The sequence below is a fragment of the Micromonospora sp. WMMD723 genome, from assembly GCF_049863385.1.
GTDB lineage: Bacteria > Actinomycetota > Actinomycetes > Mycobacteriales > Micromonosporaceae > Micromonospora > Micromonospora wenchangensis.
Genome location: NZ_JBMKNR010000001.1, coordinates 3,552,701 through 3,574,906, shown reverse-complemented (window position 1 = coordinate 3,574,906; position 22,206 = coordinate 3,552,701). Strand labels below are relative to the sequence as shown.

The 22,206-nt window shown below is 73.4% G+C and carries 17 protein-coding genes; 6 read left to right on the top strand and 11 right to left on the bottom strand.

What is annotated here, in order from left to right:
• Positions 1 to 50 precede the first annotated feature (50 nt).
• From ACN261_RS16150 to ftsY, 8 genes are all read right to left on the bottom strand, one after another.
• The gene (locus ACN261_RS16150; RefSeq protein WP_421486154.1) at positions 51 to 1,130 is read right to left on the bottom strand and encodes an amidohydrolase family protein; all 1,080 of its coding nucleotides are present in this window, start codon (positions 1,128 to 1,130) and stop codon (positions 51 to 53) included.
• A gap of 18 nt (positions 1,131 to 1,148) precedes the next feature.
• The gene (locus ACN261_RS16145) at positions 1,149 to 1,730 is read right to left on the bottom strand and encodes a Uma2 family endonuclease (protein WP_363789939.1); all 582 of its coding nucleotides are present in this window, start codon (positions 1,728 to 1,730) and stop codon (positions 1,149 to 1,151) included.
• A gap of 68 nt (positions 1,731 to 1,798) precedes the next feature.
• Positions 1,799 to 3,355: a signal recognition particle protein gene (gene ffh / locus ACN261_RS16140; protein ID WP_204956862.1), complete on the bottom strand. Its 1,557-nt coding sequence runs from the start codon at positions 3,353 to 3,355 to the stop codon at positions 1,799 to 1,801.
• A 246-nt stretch (positions 3,356 to 3,601) separates the two neighbouring features.
• Entirely contained in the window at positions 3,602 to 5,926 is a 2,325-nt protein-coding gene (locus ACN261_RS16135) for a [protein-PII] uridylyltransferase (RefSeq protein ID WP_425850898.1), read from the bottom strand.
• A 12-nt stretch (positions 5,927 to 5,938) separates the two neighbouring features.
• The gene (locus ACN261_RS16130; RefSeq protein WP_067307311.1) at positions 5,939 to 6,277 is read right to left on the bottom strand and encodes a P-II family nitrogen regulator; all 339 of its coding nucleotides are present in this window, start codon (positions 6,275 to 6,277) and stop codon (positions 5,939 to 5,941) included.
• Between the two features lie 25 nt (positions 6,278 to 6,302).
• Complete coding sequence (locus tag ACN261_RS16125; protein WP_204923816.1) at positions 6,303 to 7,700, bottom strand: ammonium transporter; 1,398 nt, start codon at positions 7,698 to 7,700, stop codon at positions 6,303 to 6,305.
• A 274-nt stretch (positions 7,701 to 7,974) separates the two neighbouring features.
• Positions 7,975 to 8,838, bottom strand: a complete 864-nt coding sequence (locus ACN261_RS16120; protein WP_204923815.1) for an aminoglycoside phosphotransferase family protein — start codon at positions 8,836 to 8,838, stop codon at positions 7,975 to 7,977.
• A 7-nt stretch (positions 8,839 to 8,845) separates the two neighbouring features.
• Entirely contained in the window at positions 8,846 to 10,027 is a 1,182-nt protein-coding gene (gene ftsY / locus ACN261_RS16115) for a signal recognition particle-docking protein FtsY (protein WP_421486150.1), read from the bottom strand.
• A gap of 148 nt (positions 10,028 to 10,175) precedes the next feature.
• Here ftsY and ACN261_RS16110 point away from each other — a divergent pair, with 148 nt between their 5' ends.
• The 5 genes from ACN261_RS16110 (at position 10,176) to ACN261_RS16090 (ending at position 15,176) form a co-directional block, all read left to right on the top strand.
• On the top strand, positions 10,176 to 11,888 hold the full coding sequence (locus tag ACN261_RS16110; protein ID WP_421486148.1) for an alkaline phosphatase D family protein: 1,713 nt from the start codon (positions 10,176 to 10,178) through the stop codon (positions 11,886 to 11,888).
• Positions 11,889 to 11,911: 23 nt separating this feature from the next.
• Entirely contained in the window at positions 11,912 to 12,349 is a 438-nt protein-coding gene (locus ACN261_RS16105) for a MarR family winged helix-turn-helix transcriptional regulator (RefSeq protein ID WP_377682928.1), read from the top strand.
• Positions 12,350 to 12,490: 141 nt separating this feature from the next.
• Positions 12,491 to 14,110, top strand: coding sequence for an MDR family MFS transporter (locus tag ACN261_RS16100; protein WP_425850894.1), 1,620 nt, complete (start codon positions 12,491 to 12,493; stop codon positions 14,108 to 14,110).
• A gap of 3 nt (positions 14,111 to 14,113) precedes the next feature.
• A complete protein-coding gene (locus tag ACN261_RS16095) occupies positions 14,114 to 14,605 on the top strand; it encodes a universal stress protein (protein WP_421486145.1) in 492 nt (163 codons plus the stop codon).
• Between the two features lie 49 nt (positions 14,606 to 14,654).
• On the top strand, positions 14,655 to 15,176 hold the full coding sequence (locus ACN261_RS16090; protein ID WP_421486143.1) for a DinB family protein: 522 nt from the start codon (positions 14,655 to 14,657) through the stop codon (positions 15,174 to 15,176).
• Between the two features lie 25 nt (positions 15,177 to 15,201).
• Here ACN261_RS16090 and ACN261_RS16085 read toward each other — a convergent pair whose 3' ends face one another.
• The 3 genes from ACN261_RS16085 to ACN261_RS16075 all read right to left on the bottom strand — a co-directional run bounded on the left by ACN261_RS16085 (position 15,202) and on the right by ACN261_RS16075 (position 19,913).
• Positions 15,202 to 15,819 (bottom strand): HAD family hydrolase, encoded by a 618-nt coding sequence (locus tag ACN261_RS16085; RefSeq protein WP_421486141.1) that lies wholly within the window; start codon positions 15,817 to 15,819, stop codon positions 15,202 to 15,204.
• On the bottom strand, positions 15,819 to 19,427 hold the full coding sequence (gene smc, locus ACN261_RS16080) for a chromosome segregation protein SMC (RefSeq protein ID WP_425850892.1): 3,609 nt from the start codon (positions 19,425 to 19,427) through the stop codon (positions 15,819 to 15,821). The genes ACN261_RS16085 and smc overlap by 1 nt, the downstream gene beginning before the upstream one ends.
• 291 nt (positions 19,428 to 19,718) lie before the next feature.
• A complete protein-coding gene (locus ACN261_RS16075; RefSeq protein ID WP_067305353.1) occupies positions 19,719 to 19,913 on the bottom strand; it encodes a hypothetical protein in 195 nt (64 codons plus the stop codon).
• 308 nt (positions 19,914 to 20,221) lie between these two features.
• Here ACN261_RS16075 and ACN261_RS16070 point away from each other — a divergent pair, with 308 nt between their 5' ends.
• Entirely contained in the window at positions 20,222 to 22,156 is a 1,935-nt protein-coding gene (locus ACN261_RS16070; RefSeq protein ID WP_425850890.1) for a CAP domain-containing protein, read from the top strand.
• Positions 22,157 to 22,206 lie beyond the last annotated feature (50 nt).

Below are 22,206 nucleotides of genomic sequence, written 5' to 3'. Positions count from 1 at the left end.
ACGTCGGCGTCATCGGGCGCGCTGCCGCGCCCCGCGCCGCCCGACCGGGGTCAGCGGACCACCCGGCCGCGCAGGACGATCCGGCTGGGCGTCCGGACCACCCGCAGGTCGCGGCGCGGGTCCTCGGGGTAGACGACCAGGTCCGCCAGGCCGCCCTCGACCAGGCCGGGGAAGCCGAGCCACTGCCGGGCCCGCCAGGAGGCGGCGGCGAGGACGTCCACGGCGGGCATGCCGGCCTGCTCGTGCAGCAGCAGCATCTCCTCGGCGGCCAGCCCGTGGTCGATGCCGCCGCCCGCGTCGGTGCCCACGTAGATCGGCACCCCGGCCTCGTGGGCGGCCCGCACCACCTCGGGGAAGCGGTCGCGCAGGGCGATCATGTGGTCGGCGTAGCCGGGGAACTTGGGGCGGGCCGCGGCGGCGATGCCCCCGAACGTCCGAATGTTGATCATCGTGGGGACCAGCGCCGTGCCCTGCCGGGCCATCAGGTCGATCAGGTCGAGGCTCAGCCCGGTGCCGTGCTCCACCGAGTCCACCCCGGCCTTCACCATGATCTCCACGGCCGACTCGCTGAACGTGTGCACCGCCGCGCGTACCCCGGCGGCGTGCGCGGCGGCCACCGCGGCGGCCATCGTGTCGGCGTCCCAGGCCGGCGCGAGGTCGCCGACGCCCCGGTCGATCCAGTCGCCGACCAGCTTGACCCAGCCGTTGCCGGCGGCGGCCTGCGCGGTGACCGCCGCGGTCACCTCCGCCGCGTCGACCTCCAGGCCGATGTCGCGCAGGTAGCGCTTCGGCGGGGCGACGTGCCGCCCGGCGCGGGCCAGTCGCGGCAGGTCCGGTTCGTCGTCGAGTTCGGGGTACGGGTACGGCGAGCCGGCGTCGCGCAGCGCGAGCACCCCGGCGTCCCGGTCGGTACGGGCCAACGTGCGGGCCTGGTCGAGGGAGGTGACCGGGGTGGCGCCCCGGGCGATGCCGAGGTGGCAGTGGGCGTCGACCAGCCCGGGAAGCACGAACCCGGAGTCGGCGACCGTCTCGGCGTCGGGCACCGGGTCGAAGGTGACCCGGTCGCCGTCGAGCCAGACGTCCCGGACCTCGTCGTCGGGCAGGAGCACACCGCGCACATGCAGAGCCATGCGCACAGTCCTACCCGATCACGGCCCGTCGGGGGCGAGCAGGTCGTTCTTCCGGGCGGTCAGCGCCGGCAGGTCGACCGAGACCTTCCACGGCTGTTCGGTGACGAACAGGTCCTCGGTGTGGGTGAGCTGCTCGTAGTCGCGACCGCCGGGACCGAGTGCGTACTCGGTCAGCGTGATCCGGTCCTGGAGCGGGTCGACCACCCAGTACGAGCGGACCCCGGCGTGCGCGTACACCTTCGCCTTGTCGTACATGTCGCGGAAGGTGGAGGTGGGTGACACCACCTCCACGGCCAGCAGGGCGTCCTCGACGGGGACGGGCGACCGCCCGGCGTGCCGGCGGTGGATCGCCACCACGTCGGGCCGGGGCTCGTTGCGGCGGTCGACCCGCATCGACAGGTCGAAACTCACGAGGTGATCCGACGGGCAGTTGACTTCGACGGCGAGCAACAGACGGACGCACAGGTCCTGATGCAGGGCAGTGGGGGACGGCACGATCAACCTTCCGTTGATCAGTTCGTACGGAAGGTCCTTCGGCAGGTCGCCGAGGTCGTCGACCGTCCACTCGTGCCGTTCGGGCAGGATCGGGGCCGCGGTCATGACATCTCCTTCCAGGGGGCGGAACCACCCTAAGCGCCCACCCCGTCGCCCACCGTAATCGACACGCGTCAGCGGGGCCGGTTGTCGCCCCTGCCGAGCTTGTTGAAGTCGATCTTCGGAAGCTTGAAGCCCGGCGGCAGCCCCTGGCCGCCCGCCAGGTCGTTCGGGTCCATCCCCGGCGGGAGCTGCGGCATGCCACCGGGGAAGCCGCCCGGCAGCCCGGCGCCCGCGCCGCTGCGCGGCCGGTTGCCGCCCTTGGTGCCCTTGCGCTTGTTCTTCGGGGACTTGGTGGCCTTGCGCCGGCCCCCACCGGGCAGGCCCATCATGCCGCCCATCTGCTTCATCATCTTCTGCGCGTCGGCGAAGCGGTTGAGCAGCTGGTTGACGTCCATCACGGTGACCCCGGAGCCACCGGCGATACGGGCCCGCCGGGAGCCGTTGATGATCTTCGGGTTGGTCCGCTCGGCCGGGGTCATCGACCTGATGATCGCGGTGACCCGGTCGAAGTGCTTGTCGTCCAGCTCGGCGAGCTGGTCCTTCATCTGCCCCATGCCGGGCATCATGGCCAGCACGTTGGCGATCGGGCCCATCCGCCGCACCGCGATGAGCTGGTCGAGGAAGTCCTCCAGGGTGAACTGCTCGCCGCCCATCAGCTTGGCGGTCATCTTCTCCTTCTGATCGGTGTCGAAGGCCTGCTCGGCCTGCTCGATCAGAGTGAGGACGTCGCCCATGCCGAGGATCCGGCTGGCCATCCGGTCGGGGTGGAAGACGTCGAAGTCCTCCAGCTTCTCACCGGTGGAGGCGAACAGGATCGGCTGGCCGGTGACCTCCCGCACCGACAGCGCGGCACCACCCCGGGCGTCGCCGTCGAGCTTGGACAGGACCACACCGGTGATGCCCACGCCGTCGCGGAACGCCTCGGCGGTGCGGACCGCGTCCTGGCCGACCATCGCGTCGATGACGAAGATGACCTCGTCGGGGTCGACCGCGTCGCGGATGTCGGCGGCCTGCTGCATCATCTCGGCGTCGATGCCGAGCCGGCCGGCGGTGTCGACGATGACGATGTCCCGGGCGGCCCGCTTCGCGTGCTCGATCGAGGCGCGGGCGACCTGCACCGGGTCGCCGGTGCCGTTGCCGGGCTCCGGGGCGTACACCTCGACGCCGGCGCGGCCACCGAGCACCTGGAGCTGCCCGACGGCGTTGGGACGCTGGAGGTCGGCGGCGACCAGCAGCGGCTGGTGCCCCTGGGCCTTGAGCCAGCGGGCCAGCTTGCCGGCGAGGGTGGTCTTACCGGAGCCCTGGAGGCCGGCCAGCATGATCACGGTCGGCGGCTGCTTGGCGAACTGGAGCCGCCGGCCCTCGCCGCCGAGCACGTTGATCAGCTCTTCGTTGACGATCTTGACGATCTGCTGGGCCGGGTTGAGCGCCTGGGAGACCTCCGCGCTGCGGGCCCGCTCCTTGACGTTCGCGATGAAGCCTTTCACCACCGGGAGCGCGACGTCCGCCTCCAGCAACGCCAGGCGGATCTCGCGGGCGGTGGCGTCGATGTCGGCGTCGGTGAGCCGGCCCTTGCCGCGGAGCTTGGTGAAGATTCCGGACAGGCGGTCACTCAAGGTGTCAAACACGCGAACATCCCGTATGTCGTCAGCGGCGGGCACAGGTGCGGCCGGGCCGGCTGTCCAGCCCACCGTTAGGGTAGCCCGCCGGCCGCACGCCCGCTCCGGCCCCGCGCGCCGCGCCACGCGCCCGTGCCCGGGGCCGGCCGGCGGCGACGCCCACGACGCACCCGCTGGCCCGGACGGTGGACGTCGGACACACCGCAGGTCCGCCGGCACCACGTGCGGGCGGCGTCGCCTCCGGCCGGCGCGGTCCTACACGGCGGCGAGGACGGCGGCCTTGATGTGGTCCCGCTGCTCGTCCGACGGCCAGCCACCGACCAGGTAGAACGCGTCGACCACGTCACCGCCGAGGGTGGAGATCCGGGCGGCGCGCACCTGCGCCCCGGCCTCGTCCAGCGCGCAGGTGACCCGGTAGAGCAGGCCCGCGGCGTCGGCGGCGCGCAGCTCCAGCAGGACCGCGTCGGTGGCCGCCTCCCGGTGCCAGACGACCCGGGGGGCCGCTCCCCCACTGCGGGCGGCCAGCGCCCGGCCACGCAGCCGTTGGGTCACCGAGACGTCACCGGTGACCGCGCGCCGCAGGTCGGCGCTGAGTGCGATCGGGTCCGGGGCCAGCCCGTAGCGCGGCTGCACCAGGCACTCGACCAGGGCCCGGCCGTCGACCGTGGCGGCGTCCGCCGAGATCACCTCCAGCCGGTGCAGGGCCAGGCAACCGGCGACCGTGGCGAGCAGCCCCCGCCGGTCGGCCGCGGCCACCGCCACCCGGTCCTCGGTCAGGTGTACGACCGGCAGTGGCCCGGAGACCAGCGCCGGGTCGGGGGCCGGCGGGGCGGGCACCACGCCGGTGTCCAGGGTGGTCCGCACCCGGGCGACCAACTCGGCGATCAGCCGCCCCTTCCAGCCGGACCAGGCGGCCGGGCCGGTGGCGGCGGCGTCGGCCAGCACCAGGGCGTGCAGCAGTTCCAGCGTGGTGGTGTCGCCGACCCGCTCGGCCACCCCGGCGATCGTCTTCGGGTCGGACAGGTCGCGGCGGGTCGCCACGTCGGGCAGGAGCAGGTGCAGCCGGACCAGCGTGCCGATCAGCGCGGCCTCCTCGGCGGGCAGGCCGATCCGGGTGGCCACCGCCTCGGCCAGCGGCGCGCCGACGGTGGAGTGGTCGCCGTCCAGCCCCTTGCCGATGTCGTGCAGGAACGCGCCGATCAGCAGCAGGTCGGGGCGCTCGACGTCGCGGGTGTGCCGGCTCGCCTCGTACGCGGCCTGCACCAGGTGCCGATCGAGGGTGAACCGGTGCACCGGGTTGTGCTGGGGCAGGCTGCGCAGCCGGGTCCACTCGGGCAGCCAGCCGTCGATCAGGCCGTACCGGTCGCAGGTCTCCCAGGCGGGCACCAGGCCGGGGCCGGCGCCGAGCAGCGTGACGAACGCGGCCCGGGCGGCCGGCGGCCAGGGCGCGGGCAGCGGCGGGCAGTACGCGGCCAGCCACTCGCAGGTGGCCCGCGCGATCGGCAGCCGGTGGGTGGCCGCGGCGGCGGCGATCCGCAGCGACAGGCTCGGGTCGGGGCGGGCCCCGATGGCGGTCCGGGCCAGCACCAGCTCCCCGTCGTGCTCGACCACGTCCCGGGCGACCGGGCGGCGCAGCGGTCGGCCGTCGGTGCCCCGGCGACGGCCGGAGCGGAGCCGGTCGGCGGCCCGCCAGGCGTCGTCGAGGGCGTGGCTGACGGTGCGCGCGTCGCCGGCCACCCGACGCAGCAGGGCGTCACCGTCGCCGGAGTCCGCCCGCGCCCCGGCCCCGGCGGCCTCGGCCGCCGACTGGCGCAGGCCGAGCAGCGCGGCGACCCCGGCGCGTTCCTGGGCGACCAGCCGGTCGACCCGGCGGCCCACCTGCTGGTGCAGGGCGTCGCGGGTGTCCAGCAACCGCAGGTGGGCGGCGCGGACGGCGGGACGCAGCGCGTCGGTGATCCCGGCGGTGGCGATGGCCCGCAGGATGCCCACGTCGCGCAGCCCGCCGGCGGCCTCCTTCAGGTCGCCTTCGAGCAGGAAGGCCAGTTCGCCGTGGGTACGCCAGCGCACCTCGGTGATCTCCCGCAGGGCGGGCAGCTGGCGGACGGCGGTCCGCCGCCAGTGGTCGGTGGCGGTCCGGGTGAGGGTGTCGGCCAGCGCCCGGTCACCGGCGACGAACCGGGCGTCGAGCAGGGCCAGGGCGACCTTGACGTCGTCCTGGGCCACCGACAGCGCCTCGGCGAGGGTCCGCACGGAGTGGTCGAGCCGGACCCCGGCGTCCCAGATCGGGTACCACAGTGCGGCGGCCAACTCGTCCACCCCGGGCACCCCGGCGTGCAGCAGCACGAGGTCGAGGTCCCCGTAGGGGGCGCACTGCCGACGGCCGAGGCCGCCGACGGCGATCAGGGCGATGCCCTCCCGGGCCGGCAGCAGGCCGTGCAGCCAGGCGTCGAACGCCCCGGCCCGGGCGAGCCGGGCCGGTTCGCCGATGCCCGGGGGAACCCCGACGACCCCGTCGACCAGGAGGTCCGTCCCTGCGTCGGTGCTGTCGTCCGACGCGTTCCTCCTGGTCGACGGGGTCATCTACAGGTCCTCCTACAGGGCGTCGAGGCCGCGCTCGCCGGTACGGACCCGGACGACCTCTTCCACGCCGGTCACCCAGACCTTGCCGTCACCGATCTTGCCGGTACGGGCGGCGGCCACGATCGCGTCGACGACCTTGTCGACGTCCATCTCGTCGGTGAGCACCTCGACCCGGATCTTGGGCAGGAACTCGACCGTGTACTCGGCACCCCGGTAGACCTCGGTGTGCCCCTTCTGACGCCCGTACCCCTGGACCTCGCTGACGGTCAGGCCGGCAACGCCGAGAGCGTGCAGGGCCTCCTTCACCGCGTCCAGTTGGTACGGCTTGATGACCGCGGTCACCAGCTTCATGTCCATGCCCTCCATTCTCCGAACGTTAACCGGCGACCTTCTCGTCCACCGGCGCGGCGGCCGGCTCGGAGGCCTTCGCGCCGCCCGGGGTGATCCCGGCCATCGCGAACGCCCCGCCACCGGCACCGCCGGTGCTCGGGGAGAGGTCGTAACCGCTCTCCGCGTGCTCGCTGATGTCGATGCCCTCGACCTCGTCCTCGGCCTTGACCCGGAAGCCGAGGGTCTTGTCGATGACGAAGGCGAGCACCCAGGCGACACCGAACGACCAGGCGGTCACGATCAGGCCGGCGAGGGCCTGGCGGCCGAACTGGGTCACACCGCCGCCGTAGAACAGGCCGTCGGAGGCGCCGACCACGTCGCTGATCGCGGCGTTGACCGAGTTGGTGGCGAACAGGCCGAGCCACAGCGAGCCGATCCAGCCGCCGACGAAGTGCACGCCAACCACGTCGAGCGAGTCGTCGTAGCCGAGCTTGTACTTCAGGCTGATGGCCAGGGCGCAGACCACACCGGCGACGATGCCGAGCAGGACGGCCGCCCAGGGGGCGATGAACCCGCAGGCCGGGGTGATGGCGACCAGACCGGCGACGGCACCGGACGAGGCACCGACCATGGTCGGCTTCTTGTCCTTGATCCACTCCACCGCGATCCAGCCGAGCACCGCCGCGGCGGTGGCGAGCTGGGTGTTGATGAAGGCCAGCCCGGCGACCGAGTCGACGGTCAGCTCCGACCCGGCGTTGAAGCCGAACCAACCGAACCACAGCAGGCCGGCGCCGAGCGCGACCAGCGGGATGTTGTGCGGCTTCATGCCCTCACGCGGCCAGCCGAGCCGCTTGCCGAGCACCAGGGCGACGGCGAGGGCCGCCGCACCGGCGTTGATGTGCACCGCGGTACCACCGGCGAAGTCGAGCGCGTGGATCTTGGCGCCGATGATGCCGCCGCCCCACACCCAGTGGGCGACGGGGAAGTAGACCAGGGTGGCCCAGCCGAAGGCGAACAGCAGCCAGCCGCCGAACTTGGCCCGGTCGGAGATCGCGCCGCTGATCAGCGCGACGGTGATCACCGCGAAGACCATCTGGAACGCCATGAACACGTACAGCGGGACGCCGATGCCGCTGGGGTTCTCCGCCGTGGCGCCCCACAGGTCGGTCTCGGCGAGGAAGGTCTTGGTGCCCAGGTACGCACCGGGGTCGCCCCAGAAACCGTTGACGTCGGTCCCGAAAGCAATGCTGAAACCGTAGAACCACCACAGAACAGAGATGAGCCCGATGGCGGAGAAGCTCATCATCATCATGTTGAGCACGCCCTTGGCCCGGTTGAGGCCGCCGTAGAACAGCGCCAGTCCGGGGGTCATGAGCAGCACGAGAGCGGTCGAAACCAGCAGCCAAACGGTGTTGCCGCCGTCGATCGTCGGTGCTTCAGGCACGCTGGCCTCCTAAAGGTGAAGTTCCCTCCTTCGCGGCTTCCGGGGCAGCGTCGCCCGTACGCCGGTTGCGCGGAAGCTTGGCCGGCTGCTGTTTCCTGGACCGACACCCCTCGATTTCCGACACGTGACGGGTTGTTTCCGGCGTGTGAAGAACCTCGATCATGAAATCCCGGATACGAAAGAGTGGCCGTTCCGGCAACGAACGGCCACTCTTTCCCCGATGCGGTCGACCGCTGGGATGTTCCGGGACCCCGCACGCAGGAGGAGCCCACGCTCAGCGCAGGGCGTACTCCAGGGTGTGCCGTTCGTAGTCGAGCAGGCGCAGGTCGCGCATCGGGCGACGGAGGTGACCCTTGTGCACGATCCGGACGAACGCCGGCTCCCCCGCCGCCGCCATCCGCCGGATGCCCTCCACATGGTCGACGATCCGCTTACGGATGGTCCGGATCAGCCGGTGCCGGTCCCGGGGGATCAGCCCGTACGCGTCGGCGAACAACCGCAGCCGGCGGGGCCGGTCCGGGTGCTTCCAGCCGAGCGTGATCGAGTCCCGGTCGGCGAAGATCGGCACCCAGGTCCACGCCGCGTACGCCACGTCGTAGATCCGGGCCCCGGGCGAGGCGAGGTCGAAGTCGATCAGGCCGAGGGTGCCGTCCGGCCGCCAGATCACGTTGTGCGGGGCGGCGTCGTGGTGGCAGATCACCTCGGTGTCCGGCGGCGGCGGCCCGAACGAGCGCCACACCGCGCCGGGCGGCGGGGCGAAGCCGTACTGGGCGTCGTGGAACATCCGCAGCATGGTGGCCACCGTCACCAGCGCCTCGTCGGTGACCCAGTGCGGGGCCAGCGGGTACTCCCCGCACTCCCCTTCGAGGTAGGACAGCACCTCCCGGTTGCGCTCGTCCATGCCCAGCGCCCGGGGAGCGCCGGTGAACCCGACGTACTCCAGGTGGCGCAGGAGGGCGTGCACCGAGGGCGTCCACGGGCCGGCGTTGCGCCGGACGGTGTCGCCGACCCGGACGACGGTGCTCACGTTCCCGCCGTGCAGCGGGATCTCCTGCGAGGTCACGTACGGTCTCCCCAGGCCCGGCGCCGCATGGCGGGGGTCACGCCACCCGGCGTACGCGCGATCGTCGTTGCTCACCGCGAGGTTACGCGTCCCGGGCGAGCGGCTCGGTGCCGAGCAGCGCGTCGACGAACTGCGCCGGGTCGAACGGGGCCAGATCGTCCGCGCCCTCGCCGAGACCGACCAGCTTGACCGGGATGCCGAGCTTGCGCTGGACGGCGATCACGATGCCGCCCTTGGCCGTCCCGTCGAGCTTGGTCAGCACCACCCCTGTCACGTTCACCACCTCGGTGAACACCCGGGCCTGTTCCAGCCCGTTCTGCCCGGTGGTGGCGTCCAGGATCAGCAGCGTCTCGTCGATCGGGCCGTGCTTCTCCACCACCCGCTTGACCTTGCCCAGCTCGTCCATCAGGCCGATCTTGTTCTGCAACCGGCCGGCGGTGTCGATGAGCACGGTGTCCGTGCCGGCGTCGATGCCCCGGCGGACCGCGTCGAAGGCCACGCTGGCCGGGTCGGCGCCCTCCGCGCCCCGGACCGTCTCGGCGCCCACCCGGCCGCCCCAGGTCTCCAGCTGGTCGGCGGCGGCGGCCCGGAAGGTGTCGGCCGCGCCGAGGGTGACCGAGCGCCCGTCGGCGACCAGCACCCGGGCGATCTTGCCGCAGGTGGTGGTCTTGCCGGCACCGTTGACCCCGACCACCAGCAGCACCGCCGGCACGCCGTCGCGGCCGGTGGTGCGCAGTGACCGGTCCAGGCCCGGGTCGAGCGCGTTGACCAGCTCGGCGGCGAGCAGGTCGCGCAGCTCACCGGCGGAGCGGGTGCCGAGCACCCGGGTCCGCTCGCGGAGCCGGTCGACGATGTCCCGGGTGGCGTCGATGCCGACGTCGGCGGTGATCAGGCTGTCCTCGATCTCCTCCCAGGCGTCCTCGTCGAGGTGGTCGCGGGCGAGCAGGCCGAGCAGGCCCTTGCCGAAGGCGTTCTGCGAGCGGGCCAGCCGGGATCGCAGCCGGACCAGCCGGCCGGCGGTCGGCTCGGGGACCTCCAGCGGCGGGGCCGTCGCCACCGGCGGCTCGACCAGCACGCCGGTGGAGAGGTCGGACTCGGCCGCCTCGACGGGTGGCCCGGCCAGGTCCTCCTCGGCCCGGGTGTCGACCTCGGTCTGCGGCAGCGGGGGTGCGGCACGCCGACGCAGCCGGGGCACGACCAGGCCGAGGCCGCCGAGGATCAGCACGCCGAGCAGGGCCAGTGCGACGAGGAGGTAGTCCGTCATGCCGAAATCCTGTCAGATGCCGACGACCGCGTCCCACTCACCGCCTCCAGACCCGGGCGAGCTGCGGGTACGCTCGCCGCTGCCGGGGGTGACCCACCCGCCCGCGGGGTAGCAGAGCTGAACCGTCTTCTCCTCGGAGGTGCCACCCATGCCCGAGCCACGCCTGCTCATCGGCCCGTTGCTGCGCCGGGTGGTCGGCACCCGGGCGACGGTGTGGGTGGAGACCGGCGGGCCCGCGGTGGTCACCGTCCGCACGGCGCACGGTGCCACCGGCTCCGCGCCGACCTTCTCCGCGTACGACCACCACTACGCGCTGGTGGTGGTGGAGGGGCTCACCCCGGACCACGCCACCACCTACGAGGTGCTGGTCGACGACGAGCTGGTCTGGCCGGTGGCCCGCGACGGGTTCCCGCCCAGCGTGATCCGGACCAGGGCGGCCGACGACCGGGACCAGCCGGTCAGCCTGATCTTCGGGTCGTGCCGGGAGACCACCCAGCACAACACCACCCGCAAGCTGCCCCCGGACGCGCTGGACGCGTACGCCCGGCGGCTGATGGCCGCGCCCGACCCGGACGACCTGCCCGACCTGCTGGTGCTGCTCGGTGACCAGGTCTACGCCGACGTCACCTCGCCCACGGTCAGGCGGCTGCTCAAGCGGCGTCGGCGGCGTCCGAAGGACGCCCCGGCCGACCAGGTGGTCAGCTTCGACGAGTACACCAAGCTCTACCTGGAGTCCTGGCGCGACCCGGAGATCCGCTGGCTGCTCTCCACCGTGCCCAGCGTGATGATCTTCGACGACCACGAGGTGATCGACGACTGGAACACCTCGAAGTCGTGGCGGGCCGACATGCGCCGGCAGGCCTGGTGGGCCGAGCGGATCCGCAGCGGCCTGGCCTCCTACTGGGTCTACCAGCACCTGGGCAACCTCGCCCCGGACGAGATCGCCGCCGACCCGCTCTACGCCAAGGTGGTCGCCGCCGAGGACGCCACCACCGTGCTGCGCGAGTTCGGCGAACGGGTCGACAGGGAGGCCGACGAGGCACACGACACCGAGCGCTGGCGGGCCGTGCAGTACCAGTGGAGCTACGCGCTGGACCTGGGCCGGACCCGGCTGGTCATGCTGGACAACAGGTGCAGCCGGGTGCTCGAACCGGGTGCCCGGTCGATGCTGCCGGCCGGCGAGTGGTCCTGGTTCCTGGACCGGGCCCACGGGGTCTACGACCACCTGGTGGTCGGCGCGTCGCTGCCCTGGCTGCTGCCGCCGGGCATCCACCACGTGGAGGCGTGGAACGAGAAGCTGGCCGACTCGGGCAGGCCGTGGGTCGCCGGGCTGGCCGAGAAGCTGCGCCGGGCGCTGGACCTGGAGCACTGGGCCGCGTTCCGCCGCTCGTTCGACGCCCTCGGGGCGCTGTTCGTGCGGCTGGGCAGCGGCGACCCGGGCAGCACCGGGGACCGGGTCGGCGCGGGGCCCGCGTACCCGGCGCCGGCGTCGATCAGCGTGCTCTCCGGCGACGTGCACCACTCGTACGTGGCCCGCGCCCGGTTCGACGACCCGGCGGTCCGCACCCCGGTGCACCAGCTCACCTGTTCCCCGATCCACAACCAGGTGCCGGCGGCGATGCGCCCGCTGATGAAGCTGGGCTGGAGCGCGGGGCCGGCGGCGGCCACCCGGGCACTGGCCCGCTCCGCCGGGGTACGCCGCCCGACGGTGCGCTGGAAGAAGCTCGCCGGCCCGTACTTCGGCAACGCGGTGAGCACGTTGCGGCACACCGGGCGGGAGGCGGTGGTGCTGATCGAGGGCACCACCAGCGACGGGCACCTGCGTGAGGTGGCCCGGCAACGACTCTCCTCGGCGAAGTGACGCGCGCCACGTACCCTCGTGCCGTGGACGATCATCTGCCGGAGACGCTGCGCGTGCTGGAGCACGAACTGACCGCGCTGCTGCGCCGGGGCCGGGCGCTGTCCTGGGAGATCGCCCGGGAGGTGCATCCCAACCTGGAGCCCAACGCGTACGGCCTGCTGCTGTGGCTGCGCCGGTCCGGGTCGACCCGGCTGACCGACCTGGCCGCCCAGCTGGGTATCGGTAAGGGCACCCTGAGCCGGCAGATCCAGGGGCTGGAGGCGTTGGGCCTGGTGCGCCGCGACCCGGACCCGGTCGACCGGCGGGCGGCGCAGCTGCGGCTGACCGAGGAGGGCACCCGGCGCTTCGACGCGGCCCGGTCGGCCCGGATGGACCAGATCAACAGGTCGATGGAGACCTGGCCGAAGCGGGACGTCGAGGAGTTCGCCCGCCTGATGCACCGGTTCAACGAGACCTTCTGAACCCGGCCGCGCCCCGGGTCGGGCGGCGTCGTGCCCCGGGTCCGGGGGAATAGAGCCACGTCACGTCCGGTTGTTGCTTGAGGCAACGAACACTTACGGTTGCCCGAGGCACCCTCTTCACCACCAGCGGAGGCAGCGACGATGACCCAGGCGACAGCGCCCACCCGGGCGACCGGCGTCGAGATGACCCACCGGCAGATCCTGGAGGCCCTCTCCGGACTGCTGCTGGGCATGTTCGTCGCGATCCTCTCCTCCACGGTCGTCTCCAACGCGCTGCCGCGGATCATCACCGAGCTCAAGGGTGGTCAGTCCGCCTACACCTGGGTGGTCACCTCGACCCTGCTGGCGACCACCGCGACCACCCCGATCTGGGGCAAGCTCGCCGACCTGACCAGCAAGAAGATCCTGGTCCAGCTCTCCCTGGCCATCTTCGTGCTGGGCTCCGTGCTGGCCGGGCTGTCCCAGTCCACCGAACAGCTCATCGCCTGCCGGGTGCTCCAGGGCGTCGGGGCCGGCGGCCTCACCGCCCTGGCCCAGGTGATCATGGCGACGATGATCGCGCCCCGCGAGCGCGGCCGGTACAGCGGTTACCTCGGCGCGGTGATGGCCGTCGGCACCATCGGCGGCCCGCTGATCGGCGGCGTCATCGTCGACACCTCCTGGCTCGGCTGGCGCTGGTGCTTCTACGTCGGCGTGCCGTTCGCCATCGCCGCCCTGGTGGTGCTCCAGAAGACCCTGCACCTGCCGGTCGTCAGGCGTCAGGTGAAGATCGACTGGTGGGGCGCGACGCTGATCACCGCCGCCGTGTCGCTGCTGCTGATCTGGGTCACCCTGGCCGGCGACAGGTACGACTGGATCTCCTGGCAGAGCGCCGTCATGGTGACCGGCGCGGTCGTGCTCGGCACGCTCGCCATCCGGGTGGAGAACCGGGCCAGCGAGCCGATGATCCCGCCGAGGCTGTTCCGCAACCGCACCATCACCCTCGCCGTCGTCGCCAGCATCGCCGTCGGCGTGGGCATGTTCGGCGCATCGGTCTTCCTGGGTCAGTACTTCCAGATCAGCCGGGGCGAGAGTCCGACCATGTCCGGCCTGATGACCATGCCGATGATCCTCGGCCTGCTGGTCTCCTCCGTCGTCGTCGGCCGGATCATCACCCGGACCGGCCGTTGGAAGCGCTACCTGGTCGCCGGTTCCGCGCTGCTCACCGCCGGATTCGCACTGATGGGCACGATCCGCTACGACACCCCGTACTGGCACCTCGCCGTCTACATGGCGCTGATCGGCCTCGGGCTCGGCATGACCATGCAGAACCTCGTCCTCGCCGTGCAGAACACCGTCAGCACCCACGAACTCGGCGCGGCCAGCTCGGTGGTGGCGTTCTTCCGCAGCCTCGGCGGCGCGGTCGGCGTGTCCGTGCTCGGCGCGGTCCTCGGCCACCGGGTCAAGGACTACATCGCCGACGGCCTCACCGCGCTGGGCATCCCGGCCTCCGGCTCGGGCAGCGGCGGCGTCCTGCCCGACGTGCACACCCTGCCGGGCCCGATCCGGATCGTGGTGGAGAGCGCCTACGGCCACGGCGCCGGCGACATCTTCCTGGCCGCCGCCCCGTTCGGGCTGATCGCCCTGATCGCGGTGATCTTCATCAAGGAGATCCCGCTGCGCCAGCACACCGGGGACGCCGTCACCGAGACCGTCGCGCAGGAGTCCGCCGTCGCGGCGGGCGGCGGGGCGGCGGTGGTCCGCACCGGGACCCGGGACTGACCGGTGAGCACCCCCGTCGAGCGTGAGCAGTACGGCCCGCAGGCCCGCCCGCTGGAGTTCGAGCGGGGCACCGACGGGCCCCGGGTGGTGCTGGTCGGCGTCGACGGCACCCGGACCTCGCTGCGTGCCGCGTCGTACGCGGCGGGGCTGGCCCGCAGGCAGGGCGCCGCGCTGGTGGTGGTCTTCGTCAGTGCCCCGGCCGGCTACGTGTCCCTCATGCCGGGGGTGGTGGCCGGGGCGGTCCAGCAGACCCACGACGAACTCGCCGACGAACTGCGGCAGGAGTGCCGCCGGGGCGCGGAGGAACTGGGGCTGCCGGTGACGTTCCTGTGCCGGCGCGGGGACGCGTACACCGAGCTGCGGGCGGCGGCCGACGAGTCCCGGGCGGACCTGGTGGTGGTCGGCTCCTCCGAGCAGGCCGGGCACCGGCTCGTCGGTTCCGTCGCCACCCGCCTGGTCCGCACCGGCCGCTGGCCGGTCCTCGTCGTCCCCTGACCGGGGCGGGGCCCGGGGAATGTCGGACCGGTCGGCGAGGATGCCGGCCATGACCTGGCGAGCACCGGAGATCACCCGGAACCCGGAACTTCCCGTCGGCGACGAGCGGCCCATGCTGGAGAGCTGGCTCGACTACCACCGGCAGACCCTGCTGCTCAAGTGCGCCGGGTTGACGGCCGGGCAGTTGCGCACTCCGAGCGTGGAACCGTCCGGGCTGACCCTGCTCGGCCTGGTCCGGCATCTGGGCGAGGTGGAGTCCTGGTGGTTCCGGGAGAACTTCGCCGGGCAACAGGTCGACTACCCGTACGGGTCCGTGGACGACCCACGCGCCGACCTCGACGTCAGTCACGCCGACGCCGAGGCCGACTTCGCCACCTACCACGAGCAGGTCGCCCTGGCCCGGGCCGCCACCGCCGGCCGCTCGCTCGACGAGACGTTCACCGAGGTCGGCCCCCAGCATCGGACCTTCAGCCTGCGCTGGGTCTACCTGCACCTGATCGAGGAGTACGCCCGGCACAACGGCCACGCCGACCTGATCCGGGAACGCCTCGACGGCGTCACCGGCGAGTGACCCCGCCGCTCGGCCAGGCCGGGGTTCAGTGGGCCAGCGCCGCCCGCAGGTAACGCAGCCCCTCCGGCCCGCTCCACCGGTACGCCGACAGCCCCGCCGCCCGCGCCCCCCGGATCGCCCAGTCCTCGTCGTCGACGAAGAGCACCCGGGCGGGCGGGGTCTCCAGGGCGGCACAGGCGGCCTGGAAGTACTCCTTCGCCGGCTTGTGCACCCCGACGACCGAGGAGTTGACCACCACGTCCAGCTCGCCGACCAGGCCCAGCTCGGCGAGGTCGGTGTCGAGCAGGTCGGTGGCGTTGGTGCCCAGCCCGACCCGGATGCCGCCCGCCCGCGCCTCGCGGACGAAGGCCAGCACGTCGGCGTCGACCTCGCCCCGGTAGCGCTGCCACTGCTCCACGGCCGCGCGGGCCCGCTGCGGCCCGACCGAGTCGCTCAGCGCGTCGGCCACACTGGACATCCAGTCGGCGTGGCTGACCTGACCGGTCAGCACCGGTTGCAGCCGCCCCCAGTGCATGGCGATCTCGCCGAGCACCCCGGCGGCGAGGCCGTACTCCCGTTCGACGTCGGCGGCCACCGCCGGGTCCCAGTGCCGCAGCACGCCGTCGAAGTCGAGCAGGAGCGCCGTCGGCCGTTGCCGTGCCACTAGTGATTCTCCTCGTGTCCGTCGGACCGCTCGGCGTCGGTCCGGTTGAGCCGTTGGCTGATCACCTGGGTGACCCCGCTGCGCATGGTCACGCCGTAGAGCGCGTCGGCGATCTCCATGGTCCGCTTCTGGTGGGTGATGACGATCAACTGGCTCTTCTCCCGCAACTGGGCCAGCAGGGTGATCAGGCGGCCCAGGTTCACGTCGTCGAGGGCCGCCTCCACCTCGTCCATGATGTAGAACGGGCTGGGTCGGGCCCGGAAGATCGCCACCAGCATCGCCACGGCGGTCAGCGACCGCTCGCCGCCGGAGAGCAGCGACAGCCGTTTGATCTTCTTGCCGGGCGGCCGGGCCTCCACCTCCACGCCCGTGGTGAGCAGGTCGTCCGGCTCGGTGAGGATCAACCGGCCCTCACCACCGGGGAACAGGACCGTGAAGACCTGCTCGAACTCGCGGGCCGTGTCGGCGAACGCGCTGGCGAAGACCTCCAGGATGCGCTCGTCGACGTCCTTGACCACGGTGAGCAGGTCACGTCGGGTGGCCTTGAGGTCCTCCAGTTGCTCGGAGAGGAACTTGAAGCGCTCCTCCAGGGCGGCGAACTCCTCCAGCGCGAGCGGGTTGACCTTGCCGAGCAGGGCCAGTTCCCGTTCCGCCTTGGCGGCCCGCTTCTCCTGCACCGGGCGCTCGTAGCGGACCGGCTCGGGCACCGGCAGGCCGTCGCGTTCGGCCGCCGCCACGTCCACCGGGGTCGGCGGGACGGGCTGGGTCGGGCCGTACTCGGCGACCAGGGTCTCCACGTCCAGGCCGAAGTCCTCGGCGGCCTTGGCCTCCAACTGCTCGATGCGCAGCCGCTGCTCGGCGCGGGCCACCTCGTCCCGGTGCACCTGGCTGGTCAACCGCGCAAGCTCCGCGCCGAGCCGCTTCGCCGCGCCGCGTACCTCCTGGAGCTCGGCCTCCCGGGCGGCGCGCTCCCGGGCGACCGCGTCGCGGTGCTCCTCGGCCCGCGCGATGGAGGTGCCGAGCCGGGTCAGCGCCTCGCGGGCCCCACCGACCACGGCGCGGGCGATCGCCGCGCCCCGGGTCCGGGCCGCCCGCCGCGCCGCCGCCCGCTCCCGGGCCGCCCGCTCGGCGGTCGCCTGCCGGGCCAGCGAGTCGGCCCGGCCGGCGATCGAGGCGACCCGCTCCTCGGCGGTACGCACCGCGAGGCGGACCTCCATCTCGTTCTGCCGGGCCCGGGGCACCATCGCGGCGAGCTGGTCCCGTTCCTCGGTGGAGGGTTCCGCGTCGATCGGGGTGTCCTCGGCGAGCCGCAGCCGTTCCGCCAGCTCGGCGAGGGCGGCCAGGTCGCGTTCCCGGGCCGCCTCGGCGCGGGAACGGCTCTCGCCGAGCCGGTCGGTCTCCGCCTTCGCCGACCGGGCCGCCGCACCCAGCTCGGCCAGCCGACGGGCGGCGGCGTTGCGATGGCTCTCCGCCTCCCGTTTGGCGGCGGCGGCGTGCTGCACCGCCTCCTTCGCGGCGGCCACCTCGGCCCGGGCGTCGACGAGCTGGTCGCGCAGCTCGGCGGCCGTCCGCTCGGCGGTGTGCCGGTTGGTGCGGGCCTCCTCCACGGCGGCCTGCACCTCGATGAAGCTGGCCGCCTTGGCCGACCCGCCGGCCGCCGCGTACGCCCCGACCACGTCACCGTCCGGGGTGACCGCGCGCAGCTCCGGGTTGCCGGCGACCAGCTCGGCGGCGGCGGCGAGGTCGTCGACCACCGCCACGTCGCGCAGCGCCCGGTGTACGGCGGGACGCAGCTCGGGGGCGCACTCCACCAGGTCCGGCGCCCACCGGGCGGTCTCCGGGAGCCGGGGGCGCAGCGCGTCGGCGGAGCCGGTCATGCCGGGGCCGGCGGGGCTGCCGACCAGCAGGCCGGCCCGGCCGGCGTCGGAGATCTTCAGCAGCCGCATCGCCTCGACGGCCTCGTCGACACCGGTGACCGCGACCGCGTCGGCCAGCCCGCCGAGCGCCGCGGCGAGCGCCGCCTCGTGGCCGGCGGCGACGGTGAGCAACCCGGCCAGGCTGCCCAGCAGGCCGGGCACCTCGTCGGCGCGGGCGAGCAGCGCCCCGGCACCGTCCTTGCGGCGCAGCCCCAGGGCGAGCGCCTCCTCGCGGGCCTTCCACGTCGCGGCGTCCTTCTCGGCGGCCCGCTCGGTGTCGGCCAGCGCCCGGACGGTGGCCTGCGCCCGCTCGTGGGCGGCCACCGCCTCGGCGTGCCGGTCGTCGAGTTCGGCGTTGTCCCGGTCGGCCTCGGTGGACTGTTCGGCGACCGCGTCCAGCTCCGCCTGGGCCTGGTCGGCGCGGGCCAGTGCGTCGGCGTGGGCGGCGGCGAGCCGCTCGATCTCCTCACCGGCGCTGGTGGTCCGCGCCTGCGCCGAGTTGACCTGCCCGGTCAGCCGGGCCAGCCCCTCCCGCCGGTCGGCGATCGCCTTGGCGGCGGTGACCAGTTCCCGTTCGGCGGCGGCGAGCTGGCGTTCCAGCTCCTGCCGGTGCTCGACGGCCTCGGCGAGCCGGATCTGGTCGTCGGTGAGCGCCCCGCGCAGCTCCTCCTCCTGCTCGCGGACCCGCTGCGACTCGGCCTCCAACTGGTCGGGGTCGCGGCCGGGGCGCTCGTCGTCGCCGGTGGCGCTGAGGTGACGCAGCCGTTCCCGGGCCACCTGTTCCACCGAGCGGAACCGTTCGGAGAGCGCGGAGAGCTTGTACCAGGTGTCCTGGGCGGCGGCGAGCAGCGGCGCGTCCTCGGCGAGCGCGGCCTCCAGCTCGCCGAGGCGGCCCTGGACCTCGGCGTGTTCGCCCTCGATCTGTTCGCGCCGCTGGCGCAGCGCCGTCTCGTCGGCGATCTCCTTGTCGAGGGTGGCCCGCAGGGTGTGCAGGTCGTCGGCGAGCAGCCGGAGCCGGGCGTCGCGCAGGTTGGCCTGGATGGCGGCGGCCCGCCGGGCCACCTCGGCCTGGCGGCCCAGCGGCTTGAGCTGACGGCGCAGCTCGGCGGTGAGGTCGGTCAGCCGGTTGAGGTTCGTCTGCATCGCGTCGAGCTTCCGCAGCGCCTTCTCCTTGCGCTTGCGGTGCTTGAGGACCCCGGCCGCCTCCTCGATGAACGAGCGGCGGTCCTCCGGCTTGGCGTGCAGCATGCCGTCGAGCCGGCCCTGGCCGACGATGATGTGCATCTCCCGGCCGATGCCGGAGTCGCTGAGCAGCTCCTGGATGTCGAGCAGCCGGCAGGAGTCGCCGTTGATCTCGTACTCGCTCTCGCCGGAGCGGAACATCCGGCGGGTGATGGACACCTCGGTGTACTCGATCGGCAGCGCGCCGTCGGTGTTGTCGATGGTGAGGGTGACCTCGGCCCGGCCCAGCGGTGCCCGGCCGGCGGTGCCGGCGAAGATGACGTCCTCCATCTTGCCGCCGCGCAGCGCCTTGGCGCCCTGCTCGCCCAGCACCCAGGCGATCGCGTCGACGACGTTGGACTTGCCGGAGCCGTTCGGGCCGACCACGCAGGTGATCCCGGGCTCCAGCTTCAACGTCGTGGCGGAGGCGAAGGACTTGAACCCCTTCACCGTCAGACTCTTGAGATGCACCTGTCCGATCCTCGTCCGGTGGCCACCGCAGGCGTCGCGGGCTGCGCGGACCTGGTGAACCCGCAGACTAACCCGTGGGTACGCGACGACCGGCACGCGACCCGCCCCGGCACCGCCGGCCGACCGCCGTGCGGTGGGTGGAATTGATCGGGGTGGCCCACGCCACATCGGTTCGCAAGATCGTGAATTGGTGAGCGGAGAAATGTGTGGCGGACAGCACTGCGCGCCGGCACGAAAGTGTCGGCGCGCTTTTTCGCGGTGGTGCTGTTCAGTTTTCTGCGTACCCGACGATCAGGTGAGCGCCGGCTCGGCCAGCCGGAGGAGGTCGTCCACCTCCGCCGCAGCCGCCGCGAGCCGATCGTTGTCGGCACGCAGGCGCGTGATCTCGAACTCCAGGGCCTGGACCCTGGAACGCAGTCGGGTGACCTCGTCGAGCAGACGCCGGTCGGGCGCTGCACCTACGTGGCCGTAGAGGGCCTTCGCCATGCTGACTCCTTGATATGCGCTGCCGGAAAAGCCGGCCAACGCGCGCCCATTTCGTGTTCGCGACTACTACCAGGCCATCGGAATCCGGGCGTGGCTGGGCGCGACTGGCGACACCTACATATTGAGCGATAACCCCTCGTTCGTCAAGTTCTCGCAGGCCGTAGATCATCTCCACGTCTGCCCTGTGCACTTGCCGAGGGGGCCGCAAGGCTCGGACACTCTCTGTCCGGACTCCTTGACTCTACGCCTTCCCGGACAGGTACGGTGACCCTGGACGGTCGTCCCTCCTTAACTCTTCCTTAGCCACATTGCCGCTGTTCCGTGGCCGCCGTAGCGTCACCCCGGCCCGCAAGCGACCCGTGGAGGCGACAGGCGTGTACGGCTGGACCGACCCGAACGACCCGGACGCCGCGTACCGACGGCCGCAGCCGTCGACGGACGACCCGGCCTGGCTGACCGACCGTCCCGCCCCCCGCTCGGCGTACCTCTTCGGTGACGACCCGGCCGTGGACGCACCGGCGCAGCCGGGCCCCGCCGGGGCCGACGCCGCGACCGGACCCGCCGGGGGCACCCCGCCCGCCGCCGACCGGTGGACCGACGCACCGGACGGTCAGCCGTGGCAGGGCGGGCAGACCGGCTGGCAGGACGCACCCACCGGCCGTTGGAACGCCGGGCCCGCCGGGCAGTGGGACGCCGTCGAGCAGACCACCGCCCGGCCGGACGACCGGAACGCCGCCCACCAGGAAGACGCGTGGCGGGACGGGCGGTGGTCGGACGGTCGGGACGAACCTGCCGGAACACGGCAGGAGGACCGGGCCGGTGCCTGGCAGGACGACCGGGCCGGCGAGTGGCAGGGCGACCCGGCCGGCGCATGGCGGGACGACCGGACCGGAGCCTGGCAGGACGAGCAGGGCGACCAGTCCGGGGCCTGGCGGGACGAGCACGACCGGACCGGAGCCTGGCAGGACGAGCAGGGCGACCAGTCCGGGGCCTGGCGGGACGAGCACGACCGGACCGGAGCCTGGCAGAGCGCGCGGGACGACCGGCCCGGCCGGTGGCCGGACGAGCAGGCCGCCTCCTGGCGGGACGGGCAGCCCGGCACCTGGCCGGCCGGACACGGCGAGCCGGACCAGCCGTGGCACGGCGAGCCGGACCAGCCGTGGCAGGGTGGGCCGGACGACCGGACCGGCGCATGGCAGGGCCAGCCGGCCGCCGGGCCGGACCGGCAGGAGCCGTGGCCGGACCGGCCGGACGGGTCGTGGTCCGGTGACGGGGCCGACCGGTGGGCCCAGCCGCAGGCCGGGCCGTGGCACGACGGGGTGGACCGGGCTGTCGGGCCCGACGCCCCCCGGGCCGACGCGCCCGCCGGACCCGACGGCCGGCAGCCGTACCCGGCCGCCGTGGGGCCGGTGCGTGCCGACCTGCGGGACGCCACCGCGGCCACCCCGACGGTCGGACCGGTCGACGCGGTGGCCGCGACCGGTCGTACCCGGCGGCGGTCGCGACGTCCGGTGCTCATCGGCGGTGCCGCCGCGGCGGCGACCCTGGTGGTGAGCCTCGGCATCGGCGCGGTGCTGCTGCCCGACGACGACGGGAACACCGACCGGGCCGCCCTCGACGAGCCGGTGGCCACCGCGCCCGTCATCACCGGCACCGCCCCGAGTAGCAGCGCCCCGGCCTCCCCCAGCGCGTCGCCGAGCCCGTCACCGACGTCGGCGAGCCCGTCACCGAGCCGGACCGCCACGCCGACGCCCACCCCGAGCCGGACCCGGGCGGCGTCGCGGCAGACCGCCCGGGGCGGCTCCGGCAGCGTGGCCCCGGCCGCGCCCCCCACCACCCGGGCGGCGGTCAGCGGCGGCGGGGGCAGCCAGACCCAGCAGGTCGTCGATCTGGTCAACGCCGAGCGGGCCAAGGCCGGCTGCGCCGCCGTCACCGTCGATGCCAAGCTGACCCTCGCCGCCCAGCAGCACAGCCAGGACCAGGCCGATCACAAGACCATGACGCACACCGGCAGCGACGGCAGCAACGCCGGGCAGCGGCTGGACCGGGCCGGCTACGCCTGGCGCACCTACGGTGAGAACGTCGCCTGGAACCAGCCGACCCCGGCCGCGGTGATGGACGCCTGGATGAACAGTCCCGGTCACCGGGCCAACATCCTCAACTGCGCGTTCACCGAGATCGGCGTCGGGGTGGCCAACGGCAACGGGCCGTACTGGACGCAGGACTTCGCCGCCCCGCGCTGACCGGGGACGGCCGACCGGGCCACATCATCCCGGGCCCCCGGCGACGACGT

What these genes read in the sequence shown, in the direction of transcription:
- ACN261_RS16150 (WP_421486154.1), bottom strand. Translation starts at nt 1,130, where the DNA reads ATGGCTCTGCATGTGCGCGGTGTGCTCCTGCCCGACGACGAGGTCCGG.
- ACN261_RS16145 (WP_363789939.1), bottom strand. Translation starts at nt 1,730, where the DNA reads ATGACCGCGGCCCCGATCCTGCCCGAACGGCACGAGTGGACGGTCGAC.
- ACN261_RS16135 (WP_425850898.1), bottom strand. Translation starts at nt 5,926, where the DNA reads ATGACCCCGTCGACCAGGAGGAACGCGTCGGACGACAGCACCGACGCA.
- ACN261_RS16130 (WP_067307311.1), bottom strand. Translation starts at nt 6,277, where the DNA reads ATGAAGCTGGTGACCGCGGTCATCAAGCCGTACCAACTGGACGCGGTG.
- ftsY (WP_421486150.1), bottom strand. Translation starts at nt 10,027, where the DNA reads ATGACGGACTACCTCCTCGTCGCACTGGCCCTGCTCGGCGTGCTGATC.
- ACN261_RS16110 (WP_421486148.1), top strand. Translation starts at nt 10,176, where the DNA reads ATGCCCGAGCCACGCCTGCTCATCGGCCCGTTGCTGCGCCGGGTGGTC.
- ACN261_RS16100 (WP_425850894.1), top strand. Translation starts at nt 12,491, where the DNA reads ATGACCCAGGCGACAGCGCCCACCCGGGCGACCGGCGTCGAGATGACC.
- ACN261_RS16090 (WP_421486143.1), top strand. Translation starts at nt 14,655, where the DNA reads ATGACCTGGCGAGCACCGGAGATCACCCGGAACCCGGAACTTCCCGTC.
- ACN261_RS16075 (WP_067305353.1), bottom strand. Translation starts at nt 19,913, where the DNA reads ATGGCGAAGGCCCTCTACGGCCACGTAGGTGCAGCGCCCGACCGGCGT.